This is a genomic window from Citrobacter sp. CK185 (assembly GCF_030333565.1).
Lineage (GTDB): Bacteria > Pseudomonadota > Gammaproteobacteria > Enterobacterales > Enterobacteriaceae > Citrobacter_B > Citrobacter_B koseri.
This window is the reverse complement of the sequence record NZ_JAOWFR010000026.1, coordinates 411,849-430,861: the sequence shown is the minus strand read 5'-3', so window position 1 is coordinate 430,861 and position 19,013 is coordinate 411,849. Positions and strand designations below refer to the sequence as shown.

The following is a 19,013-nucleotide window of genomic DNA, read 5'->3' as shown; positions in this document are numbered from 1 at the left end:
GTAGAAGATACCTGCTGGCTTTTTTATTGCCCTGAAAAGGGGCGGGAGAGTGGTTTCTCCCGCTAAAAAACGCATTAAAAAGGCATAACCACGTTATGCCTGATATTTATGCAGATGAATGGATGTGATGCCAGATTAGCCGTTATCGACCACCACGGCGCTTTTTCTGAATACAGGACAGTCTGACAGACCAATGATGCCGCTGTCAGTATGGACATATTGCGCTGTACTGGTGCCGCGAGCGGTCAGATATTGACATTGCAGACCCAGACCGGCGGCGTTCTCCTTGCTGCCAATCAGAACCCCATAGCCACTGAGCAATAAACCAATCCATACCAGAGCAATCAAAACAATCGCGCGAATGATCAAACGCATTACTACCTCTTTTCTTTTTTTGGTTAGAATAAGGGTAGCCTGAACGCCCACTGAAACAAGTGTATCATTCCTAAAAGTATATAATGTCGCTCCAGTTAGTTCCGGTTTAGATAACGCGTGGTAATTTGATGGCATAAGATGTGGATGCGGAGAGCGGAGTGAAAAAGTTTCGGTGGGTAATCCTGATTATTGTTGCGTTGGTATGTCTGCTGCTGTGGGCGCAGGTGTTCAACATAATGTGCGATCAGGATGTACAATTTTTCAACGGAATTTGTGCCATCAATAAATTTATCCCCTGGTGATAGCATTTTTACAACAGTTGATTACCTTCCCGTGTAGCAGTGGTAAAATACGGCGTCTACATTGAGGTGGTAACATGAACGAAGTTCTGAATTCTGGCGTACTGACTTTTACGTCTTTGATTGTATCGGTGGTGGTTCTGATTGTCGGGCTGGTCCTGTGGTTTTTTGTGAACCGGGCAAGTTCAAGAACAAATGAGCAGATTGAGCTGCTTGAAGCGCTGCTGGATCAGCAAAAGCGGCAAAATGCCTTGCTACGCCGTCTGTGCGAAGCTAACGAGCCTGAAAAAGTCGCTGAGGCCGAGTCTGAAGCGAAACCTCAGGAAGAGGATGACGATATCATCCGTCTGGTCGCTGAACGGTAACGACAAGCAGAGACAGGATGCGCGTCTGCCAGCCATTCCTTCAGGCAGGCCCATCCTGTTTTCATTAATGTAACCCTGTGTATACCAGGTCTGTTATTTCATTGATCATTTAATGCTTTAACTTAATCTCTCCTTAAATATATTTATCCATACGCTAATAATGTGATTATGTCGCTTTTGTGATAGCGATCGTTTTTATTAATAGCGAAACGTTTCTCTCACTTTTTTTGTGCATTGTCATCATTCTTTCATTATTTTGGTGCACAACCAAAGCACGTATTGGCTATCAGTGAAACGGATGAAAAATGGTCGAATACTTCGCATTTTTAAACAATATTGGTTTTTTTGCGTTGTGACAATTTATGCATTACAAAGCATAAAAAGTGATATCTGTTTACCGTATCGATAAGATCAACGCATGACCTGGAACAACCGAAGTTATTGAGCTATGGTAGAAAAGCCGCTGTACGGGCGTAAGCCTGTCGAAAGGCGCCTGGAGAAGCGAGAATATATCGTCGGGAACTGTGCCGCATAACTGTGCAGTTGATCTTTGATATCTCTCTGGATTTGTGCGACTGATCGAGACACGTTTAAAAATGGCTTGCCATAATTAACGTTGTATGTGATAACACGTTTTGGGTTAAACGAGGTACAGTTCTGTTTATGTGTGGCATTTTCAGTAAAGAAGTCCTGAGTAAACACGTTGACGTTGAATACCGCTTCTCTGCCGAACCTTATATTAGTGCCTCAAGCAGTAATGTCTCAGTTTTATCTATGTTATGCCTGCGGGCGAAGAAAACACTCTAAGGAATTTTGCAAATGGCAAAGATTAAAGGTCAAGTTAAGTGGTTCAACGAGTCTAAAGGTTTTGGCTTCATTACTCCGGCTGATGGCAGCAAAGATGTGTTCGTACACTTCTCCGCTATCCAGGGTAACGGCTTCAAAACTCTGGCTGAAGGCCAGAACGTTGAGTTCGAAATTCAGGACGGCCAGAAAGGTCCGGCTGCTGTTAACGTAACAGCTATCTGATCGACACCACTGATTTGAAGCGCCAAGGCGCATCAACCTCAGATATAAAGCCTCGCCAGTGCGGGGCTTTTTAATTCAGGTTCCTTCAAAATATTTCTGAATACACTTCTGTTAGCGCTTTGTTGCAAAGCCGCGATGTTCGTAGCATTGTTTTTCCCGCTTTCCCTCGTCAATTCCCGTTAAATCAATCACCTGAAAAACGACCTTGCTGGAGACCAGGTGAAAAAGAAAAGCGACGGCGCCGTGCGTAATTTTGCTCCCATCCGTTTTGTACTGCTGTGCGTGGCGATTTTGCTGAGCATGGGGTTATTGCTGGGACGCGTGGCGTGGTTACAGATCATCACGCCGACAAATCTGGTTAAACAAGAGGACAGGCGTTCGTTACGTGAGGTTACCACGGCGTCGCCACGCGGCATGATTACCGACAGAGAAGGGCGTCCGTTAGCCGTTAGCGTGCCGGTCAATGCGGTCTGGGCCGACCCGAAGACGATCGTCAGTAAAGGCGGCGTGGGGTATAACCAACGCTGGCAGGCGCTGGCGCAGACGCTGCATCTTTCACTGGCTACGCTGGCGGAGCGGGTAAACAGCAATCCTGCCGGGCGGTTTATCTATCTGGCGCGCCAGATTTCGCCGCAGCAGGCCGAATGGATCGATAAGCTCAATCTTCCTGGCATTAACCTGCGTGAAGAGTCCCGGCGTTTTTATCCGGCAGGGCATGTGGCGGCCAACCTGATTGGCTTTACCAACATTGACGGGCAGGGGATTGAGGGGATTGAGAAAAGTTTTAATACCCAACTGACGGGGAAACCCGGTTCCCGCCTTGTTCGCAAAGATAAGTTTGGTCATGTCATCGAGAACATAACCGAAACAAATCCTGTGCCGGCGCATGAGCTTCAGCTCAGTATTGATGAACGTCTACAGACTGTGACGGAGGATGCGCTGGATAACGCCGTCACCTGGAACAAAGCGGAGTCCGGCGCGGCGGTACTGATCAACATCGCGACGGGGGAAATTCTGTCGATGGCGAGCTTCCCGGACTTTAATCCGAATAACCGGGAAGGCGCCGTGCTGGATGATTTTCGCAACCGTGCCATCAGCGATACCTTTGAACCGGGTTCCACGGTCAAGCCGCTGGTGATCATGACGGCGCTTCAGCAGGGCATTGTCCAGCCCGACAGCGTGATTGATACGCATCCGTTTAATCTTGACGGCCACCGGATTCGTGACGTGGGGTATTACCCGGAGCTGAGTTTGACCGGAATCCTGCAAAAATCGAGTGATACCGGCGTGTCGCGTCTCTCGCTCGCTATGCCGGTTCAACGACTGCTGGATACGTATAAAGGCTTTGGCTTTGGGCAGTCTACGGGACTGGGACTCACCGGGGAGAGCAGCGGCTTACTGCCGCAGCGTCGTTACTGGAGCGATCTGGATCGGGCGACGTTTGCCTTCGGGTATGGTCTGATGGTGACGCCGCTCCAGCTGGCGCACGTATATGCCACCATCGGCAGTTTTGGTATCTACCGACCGCTTTCCATTACGCGTATCGATCCGCCCGTTGTGGGGACGCGTGTGATGCCCGCCGAACTGGTGCATCAGGTTGAGCATATGATGGAGAGCGTCGCGCTCCCCGGCGGGGGAGGAACCAAAGCCGCAGTCAGAGATTATCGCGTGGCGGTAAAAACCGGTACGGCGAAGAAAATCGGCGATGACGGTAAGTATGTCGATAAATACGTGGCCTATACGGCGGGCGTGGCTCCGGCCAGCGATCCGCAATTTGCGCTGGTGGTTGTGATTAACAATCCGCAAAACGGATCTTACTATGGCGGCGCGGTGTCGGCGCCGGTGTTCAGCCAGATTATGGGCGATGTTCTGCGCCTGGAAAACGTTAAACCGGACGGTATGCCCGCCGACTCCGACCACCTGTTAGTGATGCACGGCAACCGCCTGTCGTCCCCCTCGCTGTAAGTTATTTTCCCGGGGCGCAATTCGCGTTACACTTGCGCCCTAAAATTACCGGCCGGAGTTGTCATGTCGTTTTCTTGTCCCCTTTGTCATCAGCCACTTGCGCAGGTGAAAAACAGTTTTATCTGCCCACAACGGCATCAGTTTGATGTGGCGAAAGAGGGATACGTCAACCTGTTGCCCGTGCAGCATAAACGGTCACGGGACCCGGGCGACAGCGCCGAAATGATGCAGGCGCGTCGGGCATTCCTTGATGCCGGGCATTATCAGCCGTTGCGCGATGCCATCGTCAGGATACTTGCCGAACGGCTGGACGAGAATGCAACGTCGATTCTGGATATCGGCTGCGGTGAAGGGTATTACACGCATGCCTTCGCCGAAACGCTGGCGTCAGGCACCACATTTGGTCTGGATGTCGCGAAAGTCGCCATTAAAGCGGCGGCGAAACGTTATCCGCAGGTGACGTTTTGTGTGGCGTCAAGCCATCGTCTGCCTTTCGCCGACGCCTCTATGGATGCGATTGTCAGGATTTATGCCCCCTGTAAGGCTGAAGAGTTAGCGCGAGTGGTAAAACCGGGTGGTTGGGTAATCACCGCTACGCCGGGGCCGCGCCATCTGATGGCGCTAAAAGGGCTGATCTATGATGAAGTGCGTTTACATGCCCCGCATACTGAGCAGCTTGAAGGGTTTACGTTGCAGCAAAGCATGGCGTTAGGGTATAAGATGCGGTTGCGCGGTAATGAAGCCGTTGCGTTGCTCCAGATGACGCCTTTCGCCTGGCGTGCAAAACCTGACGTATGGGAGCGGCTGGCGGCTTGCCAGCAGTTTGATTGCCAGACGGATTTCAGCCTTCACATCTGGCAACGCGAGCGTTAACCGTGGAAGTGTGTCCAGAGGATCTGGGCGCCGATACCGATAAGTACAGCCCCGCCAAGAATTTCCGCCCGTTTGCCGAGCAGCGGGCCGATAAAGCGCCCCACCATGATGCCCAGCGTGGACATGATTAACGTGGCACAGCCGATAGCCAGCGCGGTCGCAATAATGTTCACCTGCAAGAACGCCAGACCGACGCCAACGGCCATTGCATCCAGGCTGGTGGCGATAGCGGTAGTGACCAGCAGCCAAAAACTGTGGCGGCGTAACGGCTCGTCATCTTCGTCATTACCGCCACGAACGCCTTCGATAATCATACGAATCCCCAGAAACACCAGCAGGATGAACGCAACCCAGTGATTCCATTCCAGCACGAATTTACTGGCCAGCATACCCAGCCCCCAGCCGATCAGCGGGGTGAGCGTTTCAACCGCGCCGAAAATAAGGCCGGTGCGCAGGGCTTCGGAGAATTTAGGTTTGTGTAGCGTGGCGCCTTTACCAATCGATGCCGCGAAAGCATCCATTGACATGCCGAAAGCGAGAAGAACAGTTGCGGTGATATTCATAACAGCGTCCTGACCGGGGTTCCATAAAACACATCACTGCCCCCAGCGAACATGCATACCTGAACATGGCGTTCATAAGCTATGCATAGCAGTTGATGTGCATATGGTCTCGCCTGACTGAAAATAGAGTGATATCAGTCCGTACGCGCCACGTTTTTCAACGAGTATGTTGACACGTACATTTCCTGAGTCTGGAAATCGGCTACTCCCCAAATGACGGCGCAACATTAACATATTTTGAGAATATAAAACAACAATGGAGAAATATTATTTGACTTCTAATTGAAAACGATTTTCATTTAGATTTAATTATCAATAAAACGTTAAAATAAATAACAAATTAGGCGGGATGAATATAGCCTTAGCTATGTTTTTTTGTTCGCGAATATACTTAAAACATAGTTCAGGCTATATCTGTAACTCATTGAGATGAAACAAGAAGCTTATATATTCTTTCCAGATCGTCGATATTTCGTACGCGAATAAGCAGGCGCCGTTGTTCTAATTGCATCACCAGTACGCCATCTTCCGATAAATTCATCTCTTTAATACGGTTATATTCTATCCAGACATTGGCGAAGAAAAAACCTTTCTGTTTGAAGATGATCCTGGGGGCGCGAACCCAAAAAATATAAAACCCCATCAGCGCCAGTGCACATAATAACCATGTGGTAATTTGCGCGCCGTGACTGGTAACGTTGTTGTAGATAAGAATGGCGACCAGGCCGACGAAGATAACGCTATCAACACGACCACGACGCAGCAGAGGCACTGCAAGCAGAGTGGGGCCGTTACGGCGGGGCATGATGAACTGATCGTAAATGGCGTAAGCCAGTAACGCGACAATAAAAAGAACCAGCACCAGGTCCGTGACAGTCATTAATCCTCCAGATAAAAAAACCGGGGCCAAAGGGCCCCGGTAGTGTACAACAGAATTACAGACCCAGCAGGCCGCACGCGTAACCGGCGATACCGATGACGAAGAAGCCAACGATGATCCACAGCGGGTTCACTTTCTTACGCAACAGCCACATACAGGCGAAGGTCAGCAGCAGCGGAACCAGACCCGGCATCAACTGATCGAGAATGGTCTGCACGGTAGTGACGTTTTCTTTACCCGTCTGGTCAGTGATGCGTGATACTACCAGCGGAATATTGACGTGCGTCCACTTGTTAACCAGCGCCCCCATGACAAACAGGCCGAGGATTGACGCCCCCTCAGTCAGTTTTTGCAGGAAGCCGCCGCCCATATCCTTAACGATATCGACGCCTTTACGGTAGCCGTAAGCCACGCCGTAGTAACGGGTCGCCAGACGCACCAGGTTAAACAGAATAAAGAACAGCAACGGTCCCAGCAGGCTGCCGCTCATCGCGATACCCGCGCCCAGCGCGGCGAATACCGGACGAACCGTACCCCAGAAGATCGGGTCGCCCACGCCTGCCAGCGGCCCCATCAGACCGACTTTGATACCGTTGATGGCACCATCGTCGATCTCCGCGCCGTTGGCGCGCTGTTCTTCCATCGCCAGCGTAACGCCCAGTACCGGAGCGGCAACGTAAGGATGGGTGTTGAAGAACTCCAGGTGACGTCTGATCGCCTGTTTACGCGCGTCGTTGTTTTCCGGGTACAGGCGTTTGATCGCCGGCACCATGGAGAAGCAGAAGCCCAGCGCCTGCATACGTTCGAAGTTCCATGACCCCTGGAACAGGTTAGAACGGATGAACACGCCACGAATATCACTCGGAGTGAGTTTTTTCTCAGTGGTAGTTTTAGTCATATCAACCATTTCGTTCACCTGTTAGTCCAGTTCGTTATCGAGATCGTTGTTACCAGCAGCCTGAGCTGGCGCACCGGCTACGCGGTTATATTTCGGGCTCAGCTGGATGTAGAGGATGGCCATTACCGCGCCAATTACGCCCAGAGCAACCAGGTTGAAGTTAGTGAATGCCGCAGTGACGAAGCCGAGGTAGAAGAACGGCATCAGATAGCCCGCGCGCATCATGTTGATGACCATTGCGTAACCGACAACCACGATCATGCCGCCGGCGATGTTCAGACCGCTGGTCACGACTTCCGGGATCGCATTCAGCATGCCCTGAACTTCACTGGTGCCGACAGAAATCGCCACGATAACCGCCGGAATCGCGATACGCATTGCCTGCAGGAACAGGGAGGATACGTGGATCCAGGACAGCGCCGTCAGGTTGCCGCTATCGGCCGCTTTATCCGCCGCGTGCTGGAATGCCACGGTGATGGTACGTACGATGATGGTCAGCACCTGACCTGCGGCCGCCAGTGGGATCGCCAGCGCGATACCTGCGCCAATGCCTTGATGACCGGCGATAACCAGCACGGTTGAAATAATGGAAGCCAGCGCGGCATCAGGCGCAACGGCAGCACCGATGTTCATCCAGCCAAGCGCGATCATTTCCAGGGTACCACCGATGATAATACCGGTTTTCATGTCCCCAAGAACGGCACCGATTAGCGTACAGGCCACCAATGGACGGTGGAACTGAAATTCATCAAGTACCGACTCCATACCCGCGATACATGCGACGATGAACACCAGCACAATCTGAAGAGTGGTAATCTCCATTGTACTTCTCCTATTGCTATACAGACTTAAGTGTGAATGCTAATTAAATGCCGGGTGGTTATTTCGCCACTTTGGCAATCAAATCCATCATTTTCAGTTTCTGATCGGTGGAAACTTTACGAACCTCAAGCTCGATACCGCGTTCGTTGAGCTTTTTAAAGGCGTCGATATCGGTCTCGTCGACGGAAACGGCGTTATTAACCTGCGTTTTACCCTGACGGAAAGCCATACCGCCAATGTTTACGGAAGTCACTTTCACGCCGCCTTCAACGATACGTTCCACATCGGTAGGGTTGGTGAACAGCAGCATCACACGTTCGCCTGCGTATTTCGGGTTGTTGTAGACACGAATCATCTTGGCAACGTCTACCACATGCGCCGTTACGCCCGGAGGTGCCACCTGTGTTAACAGCGTTTTACGTACGGTGTCCGCCGCAACTTCATCACTCACGACGATGATGCGGGTGACGTTGGTCTCTTTGGTCCAGCGGGTGGCGACCTGGCCGTGAATCAAACGGTCATCGATACGGGCGAGGCCGATTACCATGTAATCGTTGGGTCCCATTGGTTTAGCGGGCGCCGCCGCTTTTGGCGCAGCAACCGGCGCCGGAGCGGCTTTTTCAACCGGTTTCGCTTTCAGCGCTTTCACGCCTTCACGACCGGTTTCTACCGCCAGAGCGACTAATTCGTCAAAGCTCGGATTGTCATCGCGGGCCATGAACGTTTCCACCAGCATCGGAATATTGACGCCAGCAATGACTTCATAGTGCTCTTTGTCGACGACAATACGGCTGGCAGCATTAAATGGACTGCCTCCCCATGTATCAACGAGAAACAGCACGCCTTTGCTGGTATCGAGTTTTGCCAACTGAGCGTTGTACTTTTCAATCAGCGTTTCGGCATTTTCGCCTGGAACGAAATCGATCCAGCCGACGTTTTCCTGCTCGCCTAACAGCATTTCTGCTGTTTTAAGTAACTGCTCTGCAGCCCAACCATGTGTGCCTATAACAATAGCAATGGTCACTTGCTACCTCCTTTATTATCGTTAACACATCAACGTGACAGATGTATTTTGAATCGCCGTCCGCACTCGAATCGATTCAGATAAGGGTTATAATGAAAAAACAGTTATTTCCGGGAATTATTTTAGATAGCGAAAAAAATATTTTATGTGATGAAGATCCGCAATTTAGCTTTCACATCAGAGAAATTTCGTAGTGTAAAATATCCCTGTAACATCTCATTGCAAAGGAAGGTAAATCTTTGCCAAAAAGACATTGTCTCTGTTATGTTTAGCTTCCGTTTAATTAGTAAGGAGTATAGGGCAGTAGCCCGCCGTATGGATCGTCACCGACGTCATTTCACTTTGAGGCCGTATCAGGCCTGTCTGTCTGGCTCTTTTGGCCGCAACCTTAATTCGCATATTGCTTTCTCGCCTGTTCGCTATTCCTTAAGCAGGAGCTTGTCATGGAATTCTTAATGGACCCCTCAATCTGGGCGGGTTTGCTCACGCTTGTTATCCTCGAAATTGTTCTGGGTATTGATAACCTGGTCTTTATCGCGATTCTGGCGGACAAGCTGCCGCCGAAGCAGCGTGATAAGGCGCGTCTTATCGGTTTGTCGCTGGCGCTGGTGATGCGCCTGGTCCTGCTGTCCATCATTTCGTGGATGGTGACCTTAACGAAACCACTCTTTACCGTCTGGGATCTCACCTTCTCAGGGCGCGATCTGATCATGCTCATCGGGGGTCTCTTCCTCCTGTTTAAGGCCACGACGGAGCTGCATGAGCGCCTGGAAAACCGCGAGCATGACTCGGGGCACGGCAAAGGCTATGCGAGTTTCTGGGTCGTGGTAACGCAGATCGTTATCCTTGATGCCGTCTTCTCCCTTGACGCGGTAATTACCGCCGTGGGTATGGTTAACCATCTGCCGGTGATGATGGCTGCCGTGGTGATTGCGATGGCGGTAATGCTGCTGGCGTCTAAGCCGCTTACCCGTTTCGTCAACCAGCATCCGACGGTTGTAGTGCTCTGTCTGAGCTTCCTGTTGATGATCGGTCTGAGCCTGGTGGCGGAAGGTTTTGGCTTCCATATTCCGAAAGGGTATCTGTACGCTGCTATCGGTTTCTCAATCGTCATCGAATTGTTCAACCAGATTGCGCGTCGTAACTTTATTCGCCATCAGTCAACGTTACCGCTGCGTGCACGCACCGCAGACGCCATCCTGCGACTGATGGGCGGTAAACGTCAGGCGAGCGCGCAGCACGAGTCTGACAGCCCGGCGACGGTGCCTGTACCTGAAGGCGCGTTTGCTGAAGAAGAGCGTTATATGATCAACGGCGTGCTGACCCTGGCGTCCCGTTCGCTGCGCGGCATCATGACGCCTCGCGGTGAAATCAGCTGGGTGGATGCTGACCTGAGCGTGGATGAAATCCGCGAACAGTTACTCTCTTCTCCGCACAGCCTGTTCCCGGTGTGTCGCGGCGAACTGGATGAGATTATCGGTATTGTTCGCGCGAAAGAACTGCTGGTGGCGCTGGAAGAGGGCGTGGATGTGGCCGCGATTGCTTCGGAATCACCAGCGATTGTCGTCCCGGAAACGCTGGACCCGATTAATCTGCTGGGCGTCCTGCGTCGCGCTCGCGGCAGCTTCGTCATCGTCACCAACGAGTTTGGCGTCGTGCAGGGGCTGGTTACGCCGCTGGACGTGCTGGAAGCGATTGCCGGTGAGTTCCCGGATGCCGACGAAACGCCTGAGATCATTCCCGAAGCGGGCGGCTGGCTGGTGAAGGGGGGAACGGATCTGCATGCCCTGCAACAGGCGCTGGATGTCGATAACCTGGTGAACGACGAGGAAGACATCGCCACCGTCGCAGGATTGGTTATCGCCGTAAACGGTCATATCCCGCAGGTGGGCGATGTTATCGACGTTGCGCCGCTTCATATCACGATTGTCGAAGCGAACGACTACCGTGTTGATTTGGTTCGTATTGTTAAAGAACAACCTGCTCACCACGAAGACGAATAAGCGCCGTTCCCCGGTAAAACCGGGATCTAACGAAACGGCATAACGGGCGTCATGTGTCCGTTATGCCGGGCGGGCGGCGGTGCGCTACCCGCCAGCCACTGAGGAAAATCGTGAAGCGGCATAGGCCTTGCGAACAGAAATCCCTGCAACGCCTGAACGCCGTGTCCCCGCAAATATTGCGCCTGCTCTCGCGTTTCAACGCCTTCCGCTACCAGTTCAATATTCAGCCTTTGCCCCAGCGCGATGATGATATCGGTCACCGTGGAGTTCACTGCATCAGTACCGATCGCCGCAGTAAATGATTTGTCGATCTTCAGCACGTCCGGGCGCAATTTCTCCAGCCATGACAGCGAGCTGTTGCCGGTGCCAAAGTCATCAATGGCGAGCTTCACCCCTTTGCGGTGAAGTTCACGCATCAGCCGATAATCGACGTCCAGTAAGGCATCCCGTTCCGTCAGCTCAAGCACAAGTTGCTGAACAGGGTGGGCGCTGAACCAGTAATGATTGAGATCTTTTAATAGCATGCCATGACGAAAATGGCTGGCCGCAACGTTGATGCCGATATGGAACTGGCTGTTTATCGGGAAGAAATGCCGCTGCCGAATGGTTTCCGCAATGACATAGCGGGTAAGGGGGGCGATCAGGTTGTGTTCTTCAGCGATAGGGATAAAAACATCGGGAGAAATCCATCCCTGTCGCGGGTTATTCCAGCGCAGCAGGATCTCAACCCCCACGCATTGCTGCGTGCGGGCATTTAACAGCGGCTGGCAAAACAGTTCAAATTCACGGGCGGCAAGGGCGAGATTGATCTCCCATGAAAAACTCATTCTGCTGGCCGTTGCCAGCCAGGCAAGGTATCCCACCAGTAAACTCAGCATCACCGCCAGCGGCAGCTGCGTCGGCAGGTGGCGTAGCGCCAGCTCGCCAGCGCCGGGCCCCGTCACGCTGATGGTGAAGGGGAAGTGCTGGGATGCGCGCTGATAACGTTTTTCACCGTTCAGGGCGGGTAGCGCCTCCACCACCCCCTGACCATAGAGCAAGTGGCGGTTGCCGACCGTCAGGCTTGCGCTGGCGATCTGCGGCTGTTGCGGTTCAAGCAGCATCATCGCCAGAAGATCAATATTGACGATCTCAAAGAGCCCGTTTTTGCCATCAGGTGATGACGGATACCACTGAATCAGAATCGGGCTGTCTTTGAGCAGGGACTGATCGGTAGACAGCAGCAACAGGTTATTCGGCGCGGGCAGATCGGGTTGTAGCTGGTGAATCGGCACGTCGCGTGAGCCAAAGATACTGGAGCAGTAGAGAATACCGTTCTGAACCAGACCAATGGAACGCACGGTTTGCAGTCTGGCGACCTGCTTACGCAGGGGAAAATGCGCGGCCGGGCAGGGTTGTCCTACCAGGGGCAGCAGGAGATCGCGCCCGGCCTGTAGAGGGCGGAGCACTTCATCCAGCGTCTCTACGGCGTGAGCGGCGAACGTTTCGGTGCGGTGCTGATTTATATTTCGCTCCGAAATAAATCGGATACTCAATGTGAGGATAAGCGTGATCAGCGCACAGACCGTGCAGACGATGAAACGATTGCGGCGATAATTTTTAATGATCCGTTGTGCTGTTTGCATGCGGGCCGCCTGATAAGCCGTTGGTCACAAAAGCCAATTGCAACACAGCAAGTGTAGTGGGGAAATTTACCGCAGACGAGATTGATGAGAAAAATTCGCCCATCAGTGGGAGATGGGCGAAGTGGCAGGCTATGTTTTGTTAATCACACTGGACTTTAATCGCCAGTCCGCCGCGTGATGTTTCGCGGTATTTCGCGTTCATATCCTTGCCGGTTTCGTACATGGTCTCAATGACTTTATCCAGCGAGACGCGCGGGGCGCTGGTACGGCGCATTGCCATACGCGCCGCGTTGATCGCTTTTACCGAAGCAATCGCGTTACGCTCAATACACGGCACCTGAACCTGACCGGCAACCGGGTCACAGGTCAGCCCCAGGTTGTGCTCCATGCCGATTTCAGCGGCGACGCACACCTGCTCCGGGCTGGCCCCAAGCAGCTCCGCCAGTCCTGCCGCCGCCATTGAGCAGGCGACGCCGACTTCTCCCTGGCAGCCGACTTCGGCGCCGGAAATCGAGGCGTTCATCTTGTACAGCGCGCCGATAGCGCCTGCGGCCAGGAAGTAACGGGTGTAGATATCCGGGCTGACGGGTTCAATGAAATGGTCATAGTAAGCCAGCACCGCAGGCACGATCCCGCAAGCGCCGTTGGTCGGCGCCGTAACGACACGCCCGCCCGCGGCGTTTTCTTCGTTTACCGCCAGCGCAAACATATTGACCCAGTCAATGACGTTCATCGGGTCGCTGGACAGTTTATCGCTGGAAACCAGCATGCGACGCAGTGCGGAAGCACGACGCGGAACGCGCAGCGGCCCCGGCAGAACCCCTTCGGTATTCATCCCGCGATCGATACACGCCTGCATGGTCTGCCAGACGTTGGCGAAATACTCTTCGATTTCCTTTTTGCTGTGCAGCGCCAGTTCGTTCTGCATCACCATCCCGGAGAGCGACAGACCGGTGCTGTTGCAATATTCCAGCATTTCGGTCGCCGATTTAAACGGATAAGGGACGCTGACCTCATTGGCGGCGTCCTGACCAAAATGCTCTTCATCGACAATAAAGCCGCCGCCGATGGAATAATACGTTTTGCTATAAATGACGGTTTCGCCATTGTACGCGTGGATCTGCATTCCATTTTCATGCAATGGCAGGTTGCCATTGTGAAAACGCATCCCGTTATCCTGGGGAAAATCCACTTCGTGCTGGCCCTGCGCCAGTAACAGGCGACCGCGCGCTTCAACGTCGCGAATAAAACCAGGGATGCTGTCAATATCCACAGTGGCAGGTTCGTTACCCGCCAGACCCATAATAATGGCGATATCGGTGTGGTGACCTTTACCTGTGAGCGACAGTGAACCATACACGTCGACGGCGACACGGGTAACGCTATCCAGTAATCCTTTTTCGACCAGGTCATCGACGAACTGTTTACCCGCCTTCATAGGCCCTACAGTATGGGAGGATGAGGGACCAATCCCCACCTTAAACATGTCGAATAGACTAATCACGATAATACTCCTGACAGGGTGACCGGGCTTCCCGGTTACGATGTAATAACTGCGCATAGTGTAAGAGGGAACGCGGCGATCGGCTTAACTATTCACATGAATTAAACTAATGGATAACCACGTATTTACTAATGTTGGGACGGGAATCTCAAGTTGTGTTCTGCGCGTGTAAAGATAAGTATAGTCAGGGTCTCACGCCAATTTGCAGCGCCAGCTCACGAATTATTCCGGCGGTCATTCCCCAGACGAAATAATGCTCATACCACGAAAGCCATACGCGATGTGAATCGCCGCGTCGGTAAATATCCAGCGGGTGATAACGCCCCAGACGCAGAGCCTCTGAAAGTGGCATCTCAAAGACAGAGGCCACCTCGTCTTCGCTGGCGTGATAATGCAAATTTGGGGGAATAATGCCGACCACCGGCGTAACCTGAAAACCCGTGACGCTGTCTACGGGCGGCAGCACGCCAATCACTTCGACGGATTCCGGCGGGATTGCCACCTCTTCCTGCGCTTCACGCAGCGCAGCGGCAATCAGCGACGCATCGCTGCTGTCAACGGCGCCGCCGGGGAACGCGACCTGACCGGCGTGTTTGCGCAGGCGCGCTGAACGCTGAGTCAGCAATAGACCCGGTCGGGCGCGGCGAACCACCGGGATCAGCACGGCAGCCTGACGATGGTTTAACGTCTCACCATTCACCTGCGGGCGCAAAAGTTGAAAGCGCGATAAAAAATCATCAAGGGTCAGGCTGCTGTTTTCCACGACTCAGTTCTCCAGTTGCTGCAAAATTCGATTCACTTTATCAAACGTCTCCTGATATTCCGCGTCCTCCTGGCTGTCCGCTACGATGCCGCCGCCCGCAGAGCAATAGAGATGCCCGTCTACAGCGGTAAGCGTGCGGATCGTGATGCTGGTATCCATGTTGCCGCAAAAACTCAGGTAGCCGATGCTGCCGCACCAGGCGTTGCGTCTGTGCGGCTCCAGCGCGTCAATGATCTCCATCGCCCGGACTTTTGGCGCGCCGGTAATTGAACCGCCAGGAAAAGCGGCGCGCAGCAGATCGGTGGCATGTAAATTATCGGGCAAACGGGCGGTAATGGTACTGACAAGATGATGTACCGCCGGGAAGGGTTCAACCACAAACAGCTCGGGAACCTTGACCGACCCCGGAACGGCAACGCGGCCGACGTCGTTACGCATCAAATCGACAATCATCAGGTTTTCTGCGCGGTCTTTTGCTGACATCGCGAGCGTTAGCGCCTGCTGGCGATCCGCCTGCGGGTCGTCCAGCCGGGGAAGGGTGCCTTTGATTGGGCGAGTCTGAATGTGACCCTCTTCGGACTGAATAAAGCGCTCGGGAGAAAGACTCAGAATCGCACCGTCCTCCAGGCGCAAAAACGCGCTGAACGGGGCGCGGTTAGCGTGATTAAGCCGCACGAAGGCCAGCCATTCATCTCCCTGATAGTCAGCCTGAAAACGCTGGGCGAGGTTAACCTGATAACAGTCGCCGCTGTGCAGCCAGCTCTGCACCTGGCGGAATTTTTCACCGTACTGCGCGCGGGTCATGTTTGATTGCCATGCGGAGGTCAACGCGAAGGGCTTTCGCACCGGCACCTGCTGGCGCGCCAGCCACTCAAGGCGAGCGTGAACATCGGTATGGCTCAGCAGAGAGACGGTCTGTCTGCGATGATCGACGATTAAGGCCCAGTCGTAAATGCCGATCGCCATATCCGGCAGGGTGATATCGCGCTGTGCGAGCGTGGGCAGGGATTCAAAACGGCGGCCAAGGTCGTAACCTAACAGCCCCAGCGCGCCGCCCTGAAACGGCAGATTGGGGTCATATGGCGGCTGGATGCCCGCAGATGCCAGCGCCGCCTGCAACACGGTCATGGGATCGTCGGCGGTCGTGGTTGTGCCATGCTTATCGCGCACGCGGGTCTCTTCGCCGTGTGTCGACAGCGTTGCCACGGGGTCGGCCACCAGAATATCAAAACGATTATGCGGATGTTCAGCATGGCCGGAATGCAGCAGCATGGCCCAGGGCTGATGGCTCAGCGGGGCAAAATAGTACTCGGCGGCGTCCGGGCGCCACGGTAAAATAATAACAGCGGGTGATAATGTCTTCATCGGTCCTGGTCTACTGGCTATGTGCCGGGTAGCATGAAATAATTAGCGCAGACAATTTAGCAGGAGTTAACAATGTTTGCAGGTTTACCTTCACTCAGCCACGAGCAGCAACAAAAAGCGGTAGAGCGCATTCAGGAACTGATGTCGCAAGGAATGAGCAGCGGACAGGCAATCGCGCAGGTGGCGGATGAACTGCGCGCCACCCATACCGGCGAGCGGATCGTGGCGCGTTTTGAGGATGAGGACGAATAACGTCGCATTACACTGCGGCGATAATCTTGATCTCAACTCTGTATTTCGGGTTCATCAGCCCGGCCTGCACCGTGCAACGTACTGGCGCGTGACCGGCAACGACCCACGCGTCCCAGGCTTTATTCATGGCGGCAAAATCGCTTTTATCGGCCAGGAAAATAGTGGCATCAAGAATACGTGACTTACGGGTGCCCTGTTTTTCCAGCGCCGCATCAATTTGCGCCAGCGTGTTGGCGGTCTGTTCAAACGCATCGGCGTCGAGGTTTTCCGGCACACCGGTGTAATAAAGCGTGTTGTTATGGATTACTACATCAGACCAACGATCTTCGGCATCAATACGTATGATAGTCATAAATCATTCCTCGTTAACTTTCCGTTCGACGCGGCAAGACTGCCATAATGTTGCGTTGCCGTCACCTCTTCAACTGGCGTAAGCGACGGCGTCCTGACATAATCCCTGTTCAAATCAACAGGGGGTAGTGTGACGGACGATTTTGCAGCAGACGGTCAGTTGGCTAAAGCGATACCGGGATTTAAACCGCGCGAACCACAGCGGCAGATGGCCGTTGCCGTCACGCATGCTATTGAAAAATCACAACCGCTTGTTGTCGAAGCCGGGACGGGGACAGGCAAAACCTATGCCTACCTCGCGCCGGCGTTACGCGCCGGAAAAAAAGTGATCATCTCGACGGGATCGAAAGCGTTGCAGGATCAGCTCTACAGTCGCGATCTTCCCACCGTCTCAAACGCCCTCAAATTCACCGGTAAACTGGCGCTGTTGAAAGGACGCTCTAACTATCTTTGTCTGGAACGTCTCGAACAGCAAGCGCTGGCGGGCGGCGATTTGCCGGTACAAATTTTAAGCGATGTGATTTTGTTGCGGTCATGGTCGAATCAGACCGAAGACGGCGACATCAGTACCTGCGTCAGCGTAGCGGAAGACTCGCAGGCGTGGCCGCTGGTCACCAGCACCAATGACAACTGTCTGGGCAGCGACTGCCCGCTGTATAAAGACTGTTTTGTGGTTAAAGCGCGTAAAAAGGCGATGGACGCCGATGTGGTTATCGTCAACCACCATCTTTTCCTCGCAGATATGGTGGTCAAAGAGAGTGGGTTTGGCGAACTGATCCCGGAGGCGGAGGTGATGATCTTCGATGAGGCCCACCAGCTTCCTGATATCGCCAGCCAGTATTTCGGCCAGTCGCTCTCCAGCCGACAGCTTCTCGACCTGGCGAAAGATTTTACCATCGCCTACCGCACGGAATTGAAAGACACCCAGCAGTTGCAGAAATGCGCCGACCGACTGGCGCAGAGCGCGCAGGATTTTCGCCTGCAACTGGGCGAGCCGGGCTATCGCGGAAATTTACGTGAGCTGCTGGCCGACCCACGGGTACAGCGCGCGCTATTGCTGCTCGACGATACGCTTGAGCTTTGCTACGACGTGGCAAAACTGTCTCTGGCGCGTTCCGCATTGCTGGATGCCGCTTTCGAGCGTGCGACCTTGTATCGTGCGCGGCTGAAACGCTTAAAAGAGATCAACCAGCCAGGGTACAGCTACTGGTACGAATGCACGTCGCGCCATTTCACGCTGGCGCTCACTCCGCTTACGGTCGCGGATAAATTCAAAGAGGTGATGGCGCAGAAACCCGGCAGCTGGATTTTTACCTCTGCCACGCTGTCGGTGAACGACGATCTCCATCACTTTACGGCGCGGCTGGGCATTGAACAGGCCGAATCGATGCTGTTGCCCAGTCCGTTCGACTATACCCGCCAGGCGCTGTTGTGCGTGCCGCGTAACCTGCCGCAGACCAACCAGCCGGGCTCTGCCCGACAGCTGGCGGCAATGTTAAGACCGATCATCGAAGCCAACAATGGCCGCTGCTTTATGCTGTGTACGTCGCATGCCATGATGCGCGATCTGGCGGAACAGTTCCGCGCCACCATGACGCTGCCCGTCCTGTTGCAGGGCGAAACCAGCAAAGGTCAACTGCTGCAACAGTTCGTCAGCGCCGGTAATGCGCTACTGGTCGCAACCAGCAGCTTCTGGGAAGGGGTGGATGTGCGCGGCGATACGCTGTCGCTGGTGATTATCGATAAATTACCTTTTACCTCTCCTGACGATCCCTTGCTGAAAGCGCGGATGGAGGATTGTCGTCTGCGCGGCGGCGATCCGTTTGATGAAGTGCAGCTACCCGACGCGGTCATCACGCTGAAACAGGGGGTGGGGCGTCTGATTCGCGATTCCGACGATCGCGGAGTGTTGGTGATTTGTGATAACCGGCTGGTGATGCGACCGTATGGCGCCACCTTCCTGGCGAGCCTGCCGCCCACGCCGCGCACCCGGGACATCGCCCGCGCCGTCAGATTTCTCGCCATACCAACGGCCGAGTAATTTGTTACGGAGTATG

General features: G+C 53.6%; 21 protein-coding genes. 10 read left to right on the top strand and 11 right to left on the bottom strand.

Annotated features, from left to right (window positions below; all coding sequences use genetic code 11):
* Window positions 1-135 precede the first annotated feature (135 nt).
* A complete protein-coding gene (locus OGV79_RS16740; RefSeq protein WP_024130264.1) occupies window positions 136-375 on the bottom strand; it encodes a YobH family protein in 240 nt (79 codons plus the stop codon).
* A 158-nt stretch (window positions 376-533) separates the two neighbouring features.
* Here OGV79_RS16740 and mgrB point away from each other — a divergent pair, with 158 nt between their 5' ends.
* The 6 genes from mgrB to rlmA all read left to right on the top strand — a co-directional run bounded on the left by mgrB (window position 534) and on the right by rlmA (window position 4,906).
* Complete coding sequence (gene mgrB, locus OGV79_RS16735) at window positions 534-677, top strand: PhoP/PhoQ regulatory lipoprotein MgrB (protein WP_024130265.1); 144 nt, start codon at window positions 534-536, stop codon at window positions 675-677.
* Between the two features lie 74 nt (window positions 678-751).
* Window positions 752-1,039, top strand: coding sequence for a YebO family protein (locus OGV79_RS16730; RefSeq protein ID WP_012132046.1), 288 nt, complete (start codon window positions 752-754; stop codon window positions 1,037-1,039).
* 663 nt (window positions 1,040-1,702) lie between these two features.
* Window positions 1,703-1,846 (top strand): DUF2627 domain-containing protein, encoded by a 144-nt coding sequence (locus OGV79_RS16725; RefSeq protein ID WP_001537930.1) that lies wholly within the window; start codon window positions 1,703-1,705, stop codon window positions 1,844-1,846.
* A 12-nt stretch (window positions 1,847-1,858) separates the two neighbouring features.
* Window positions 1,859-2,068, top strand: coding sequence for a transcription antiterminator/RNA stability regulator CspE (cspE, locus tag OGV79_RS16720; RefSeq protein WP_001062678.1), 210 nt, complete (start codon window positions 1,859-1,861; stop codon window positions 2,066-2,068).
* Between the two features lie 219 nt (window positions 2,069-2,287).
* Complete coding sequence (gene ftsI2 / locus OGV79_RS16715; RefSeq protein WP_214143250.1) at window positions 2,288-4,033, top strand: peptidoglycan DD-transpeptidase FtsI2/PBP3(PARA); 1,746 nt, start codon at window positions 2,288-2,290, stop codon at window positions 4,031-4,033.
* A gap of 63 nt (window positions 4,034-4,096) precedes the next feature.
* Window positions 4,097-4,906, top strand: coding sequence for a 23S rRNA (guanine(745)-N(1))-methyltransferase (rlmA, locus tag OGV79_RS16710; protein ID WP_286468730.1), 810 nt, complete (start codon window positions 4,097-4,099; stop codon window positions 4,904-4,906).
* Here the strand turns inward: rlmA and mntP are convergent.
* The 5 genes from mntP to manX all read right to left on the bottom strand — a co-directional run bounded on the left by mntP (window position 4,903) and on the right by manX (window position 9,093).
* Window positions 4,903-5,469 carry a manganese efflux pump MntP gene (gene mntP / locus OGV79_RS16705; protein ID WP_012132050.1) on the bottom strand — a complete coding sequence of 189 codons (567 nt, stop codon included), beginning with the start codon at window positions 5,467-5,469 and terminating at the stop codon, window positions 4,903-4,905. The two genes, rlmA and mntP, sit on opposite strands and share 4 nt — an antisense overlap.
* 421 nt (window positions 5,470-5,890) lie before the next feature.
* A complete protein-coding gene (locus OGV79_RS16700; protein ID WP_012132052.1) occupies window positions 5,891-6,349 on the bottom strand; it encodes a DUF986 family protein in 459 nt (152 codons plus the stop codon).
* A gap of 55 nt (window positions 6,350-6,404) precedes the next feature.
* Window positions 6,405-7,256, bottom strand: a complete 852-nt coding sequence (gene manZ, locus OGV79_RS16695; RefSeq protein WP_012132053.1) for a PTS mannose transporter subunit IID — start codon at window positions 7,254-7,256, stop codon at window positions 6,405-6,407.
* 12 nt (window positions 7,257-7,268) lie between these two features.
* Window positions 7,269-8,069 (bottom strand): PTS mannose transporter subunit IIC, encoded by an 801-nt coding sequence (gene manY / locus OGV79_RS16690; RefSeq protein ID WP_012132054.1) that lies wholly within the window; start codon window positions 8,067-8,069, stop codon window positions 7,269-7,271.
* Window positions 8,070-8,127: 58 nt separating this feature from the next.
* Window positions 8,128-9,093 carry a PTS mannose transporter subunit IIAB gene (gene manX, locus OGV79_RS16685; RefSeq protein ID WP_047463231.1) on the bottom strand — a complete coding sequence of 322 codons (966 nt, stop codon included), beginning with the start codon at window positions 9,091-9,093 and terminating at the stop codon, window positions 8,128-8,130.
* Window positions 9,094-9,243: 150 nt separating this feature from the next.
* On the opposite strand from manX, the gene OGV79_RS21720 reads away from it, so the two are divergent.
* A complete protein-coding gene (locus OGV79_RS21720) occupies window positions 9,244-9,549 on the top strand; it encodes a protein YoaL (RefSeq protein WP_370906254.1) in 306 nt (101 codons plus the stop codon).
* Complete coding sequence (gene yoaE / locus OGV79_RS16680; RefSeq protein ID WP_200075746.1) at window positions 9,537-11,096, top strand: CNNM family cation transport protein YoaE; 1,560 nt, start codon at window positions 9,537-9,539, stop codon at window positions 11,094-11,096. Before OGV79_RS21720 ends, yoaE begins: the two co-directional genes overlap by 13 nt.
* A 26-nt stretch (window positions 11,097-11,122) precedes the next feature.
* On the opposite strand, the gene pdeD is transcribed toward yoaE, so the two are convergent.
* The 4 genes from pdeD to pabB all read right to left on the bottom strand — a co-directional run bounded on the left by pdeD (window position 11,123) and on the right by pabB (window position 16,353).
* Window positions 11,123-12,721 carry a cyclic di-3',5'-guanosine monophosphate phosphodiesterase PdeD gene (gene pdeD, locus OGV79_RS16675; protein WP_115614252.1) on the bottom strand — a complete coding sequence of 533 codons (1,599 nt, stop codon included), beginning with the start codon at window positions 12,719-12,721 and terminating at the stop codon, window positions 11,123-11,125.
* A 139-nt stretch (window positions 12,722-12,860) separates the two neighbouring features.
* Entirely contained in the window at window positions 12,861-14,225 is a 1,365-nt protein-coding gene (gene sdaA / locus OGV79_RS16670) for an L-serine ammonia-lyase (protein WP_024130267.1), read from the bottom strand.
* 184 nt (window positions 14,226-14,409) lie between these two features.
* Entirely contained in the window at window positions 14,410-14,988 is a 579-nt protein-coding gene (locus tag OGV79_RS16665) for a CoA pyrophosphatase (RefSeq protein ID WP_047463238.1), read from the bottom strand.
* Window positions 14,989-14,991: 3 nt separating this feature from the next.
* A complete protein-coding gene (pabB, locus tag OGV79_RS16660) occupies window positions 14,992-16,353 on the bottom strand; it encodes an aminodeoxychorismate synthase component 1 (RefSeq protein ID WP_286459885.1) in 1,362 nt (453 codons plus the stop codon).
* A gap of 72 nt (window positions 16,354-16,425) precedes the next feature.
* Between pabB and OGV79_RS16655 the strand changes: the two genes are divergently transcribed.
* Window positions 16,426-16,605 carry a YoaH family protein gene (locus tag OGV79_RS16655; RefSeq protein WP_012132063.1) on the top strand — a complete coding sequence of 60 codons (180 nt, stop codon included), beginning with the start codon at window positions 16,426-16,428 and terminating at the stop codon, window positions 16,603-16,605.
* A gap of 7 nt (window positions 16,606-16,612) precedes the next feature.
* Here OGV79_RS16655 and OGV79_RS16650 read toward each other — a convergent pair whose 3' ends face one another.
* Window positions 16,613-16,957 carry a RidA family protein gene (locus tag OGV79_RS16650; protein ID WP_012132064.1) on the bottom strand — a complete coding sequence of 115 codons (345 nt, stop codon included), beginning with the start codon at window positions 16,955-16,957 and terminating at the stop codon, window positions 16,613-16,615.
* A gap of 129 nt (window positions 16,958-17,086) precedes the next feature.
* Between OGV79_RS16650 and yoaA the strand changes: the two genes are divergently transcribed.
* Window positions 17,087-18,997 carry a DNA repair helicase YoaA gene (yoaA, locus tag OGV79_RS16645; RefSeq protein WP_286468729.1) on the top strand — a complete coding sequence of 637 codons (1,911 nt, stop codon included), beginning with the start codon at window positions 17,087-17,089 and terminating at the stop codon, window positions 18,995-18,997.
* Window positions 18,998-19,013 lie beyond the last annotated feature (16 nt).

What these genes read in the sequence shown, in the direction of transcription:
- OGV79_RS16650 (WP_012132064.1), bottom strand. Translation starts at nt 16,957, where the DNA reads ATGACTATCATACGTATTGATGCCGAAGATCGTTGGTCTGATGTAGTA.
- mntP (WP_012132050.1), bottom strand. Translation starts at nt 5,469, where the DNA reads ATGAATATCACCGCAACTGTTCTTCTCGCTTTCGGCATGTCAATGGAT.
- manZ (WP_012132053.1), bottom strand. Translation starts at nt 7,256, where the DNA reads ATGGTTGATATGACTAAAACTACCACTGAGAAAAAACTCACTCCGAGT.
- OGV79_RS21720 (WP_370906254.1), top strand. Translation starts at nt 9,244, where the DNA reads ATGAAGATCCGCAATTTAGCTTTCACATCAGAGAAATTTCGTAGTGTA.
- OGV79_RS16725 (WP_001537930.1), top strand. Translation starts at nt 1,703, where the DNA reads ATGTGTGGCATTTTCAGTAAAGAAGTCCTGAGTAAACACGTTGACGTT.
- OGV79_RS16740 (WP_024130264.1), bottom strand. Translation starts at nt 375, where the DNA reads ATGCGTTTGATCATTCGCGCGATTGTTTTGATTGCTCTGGTATGGATT.
- OGV79_RS16730 (WP_012132046.1), top strand. Translation starts at nt 752, where the DNA reads ATGAACGAAGTTCTGAATTCTGGCGTACTGACTTTTACGTCTTTGATT.
- cspE (WP_001062678.1), top strand. Translation starts at nt 1,859, where the DNA reads ATGGCAAAGATTAAAGGTCAAGTTAAGTGGTTCAACGAGTCTAAAGGT.
- OGV79_RS16700 (WP_012132052.1), bottom strand. Translation starts at nt 6,349, where the DNA reads ATGACTGTCACGGACCTGGTGCTGGTTCTTTTTATTGTCGCGTTACTG.
- OGV79_RS16655 (WP_012132063.1), top strand. Translation starts at nt 16,426, where the DNA reads ATGTTTGCAGGTTTACCTTCACTCAGCCACGAGCAGCAACAAAAAGCG.
- rlmA (WP_286468730.1), top strand. Translation starts at nt 4,097, where the DNA reads ATGTCGTTTTCTTGTCCCCTTTGTCATCAGCCACTTGCGCAGGTGAAA.
- yoaE (WP_200075746.1), top strand. Translation starts at nt 9,537, where the DNA reads ATGGAATTCTTAATGGACCCCTCAATCTGGGCGGGTTTGCTCACGCTT.
- pabB (WP_286459885.1), bottom strand. Translation starts at nt 16,353, where the DNA reads ATGAAGACATTATCACCCGCTGTTATTATTTTACCGTGGCGCCCGGAC.
- manY (WP_012132054.1), bottom strand. Translation starts at nt 8,069, where the DNA reads ATGGAGATTACCACTCTTCAGATTGTGCTGGTGTTCATCGTCGCATGT.
- pdeD (WP_115614252.1), bottom strand. Translation starts at nt 12,721, where the DNA reads ATGCAAACAGCACAACGGATCATTAAAAATTATCGCCGCAATCGTTTC.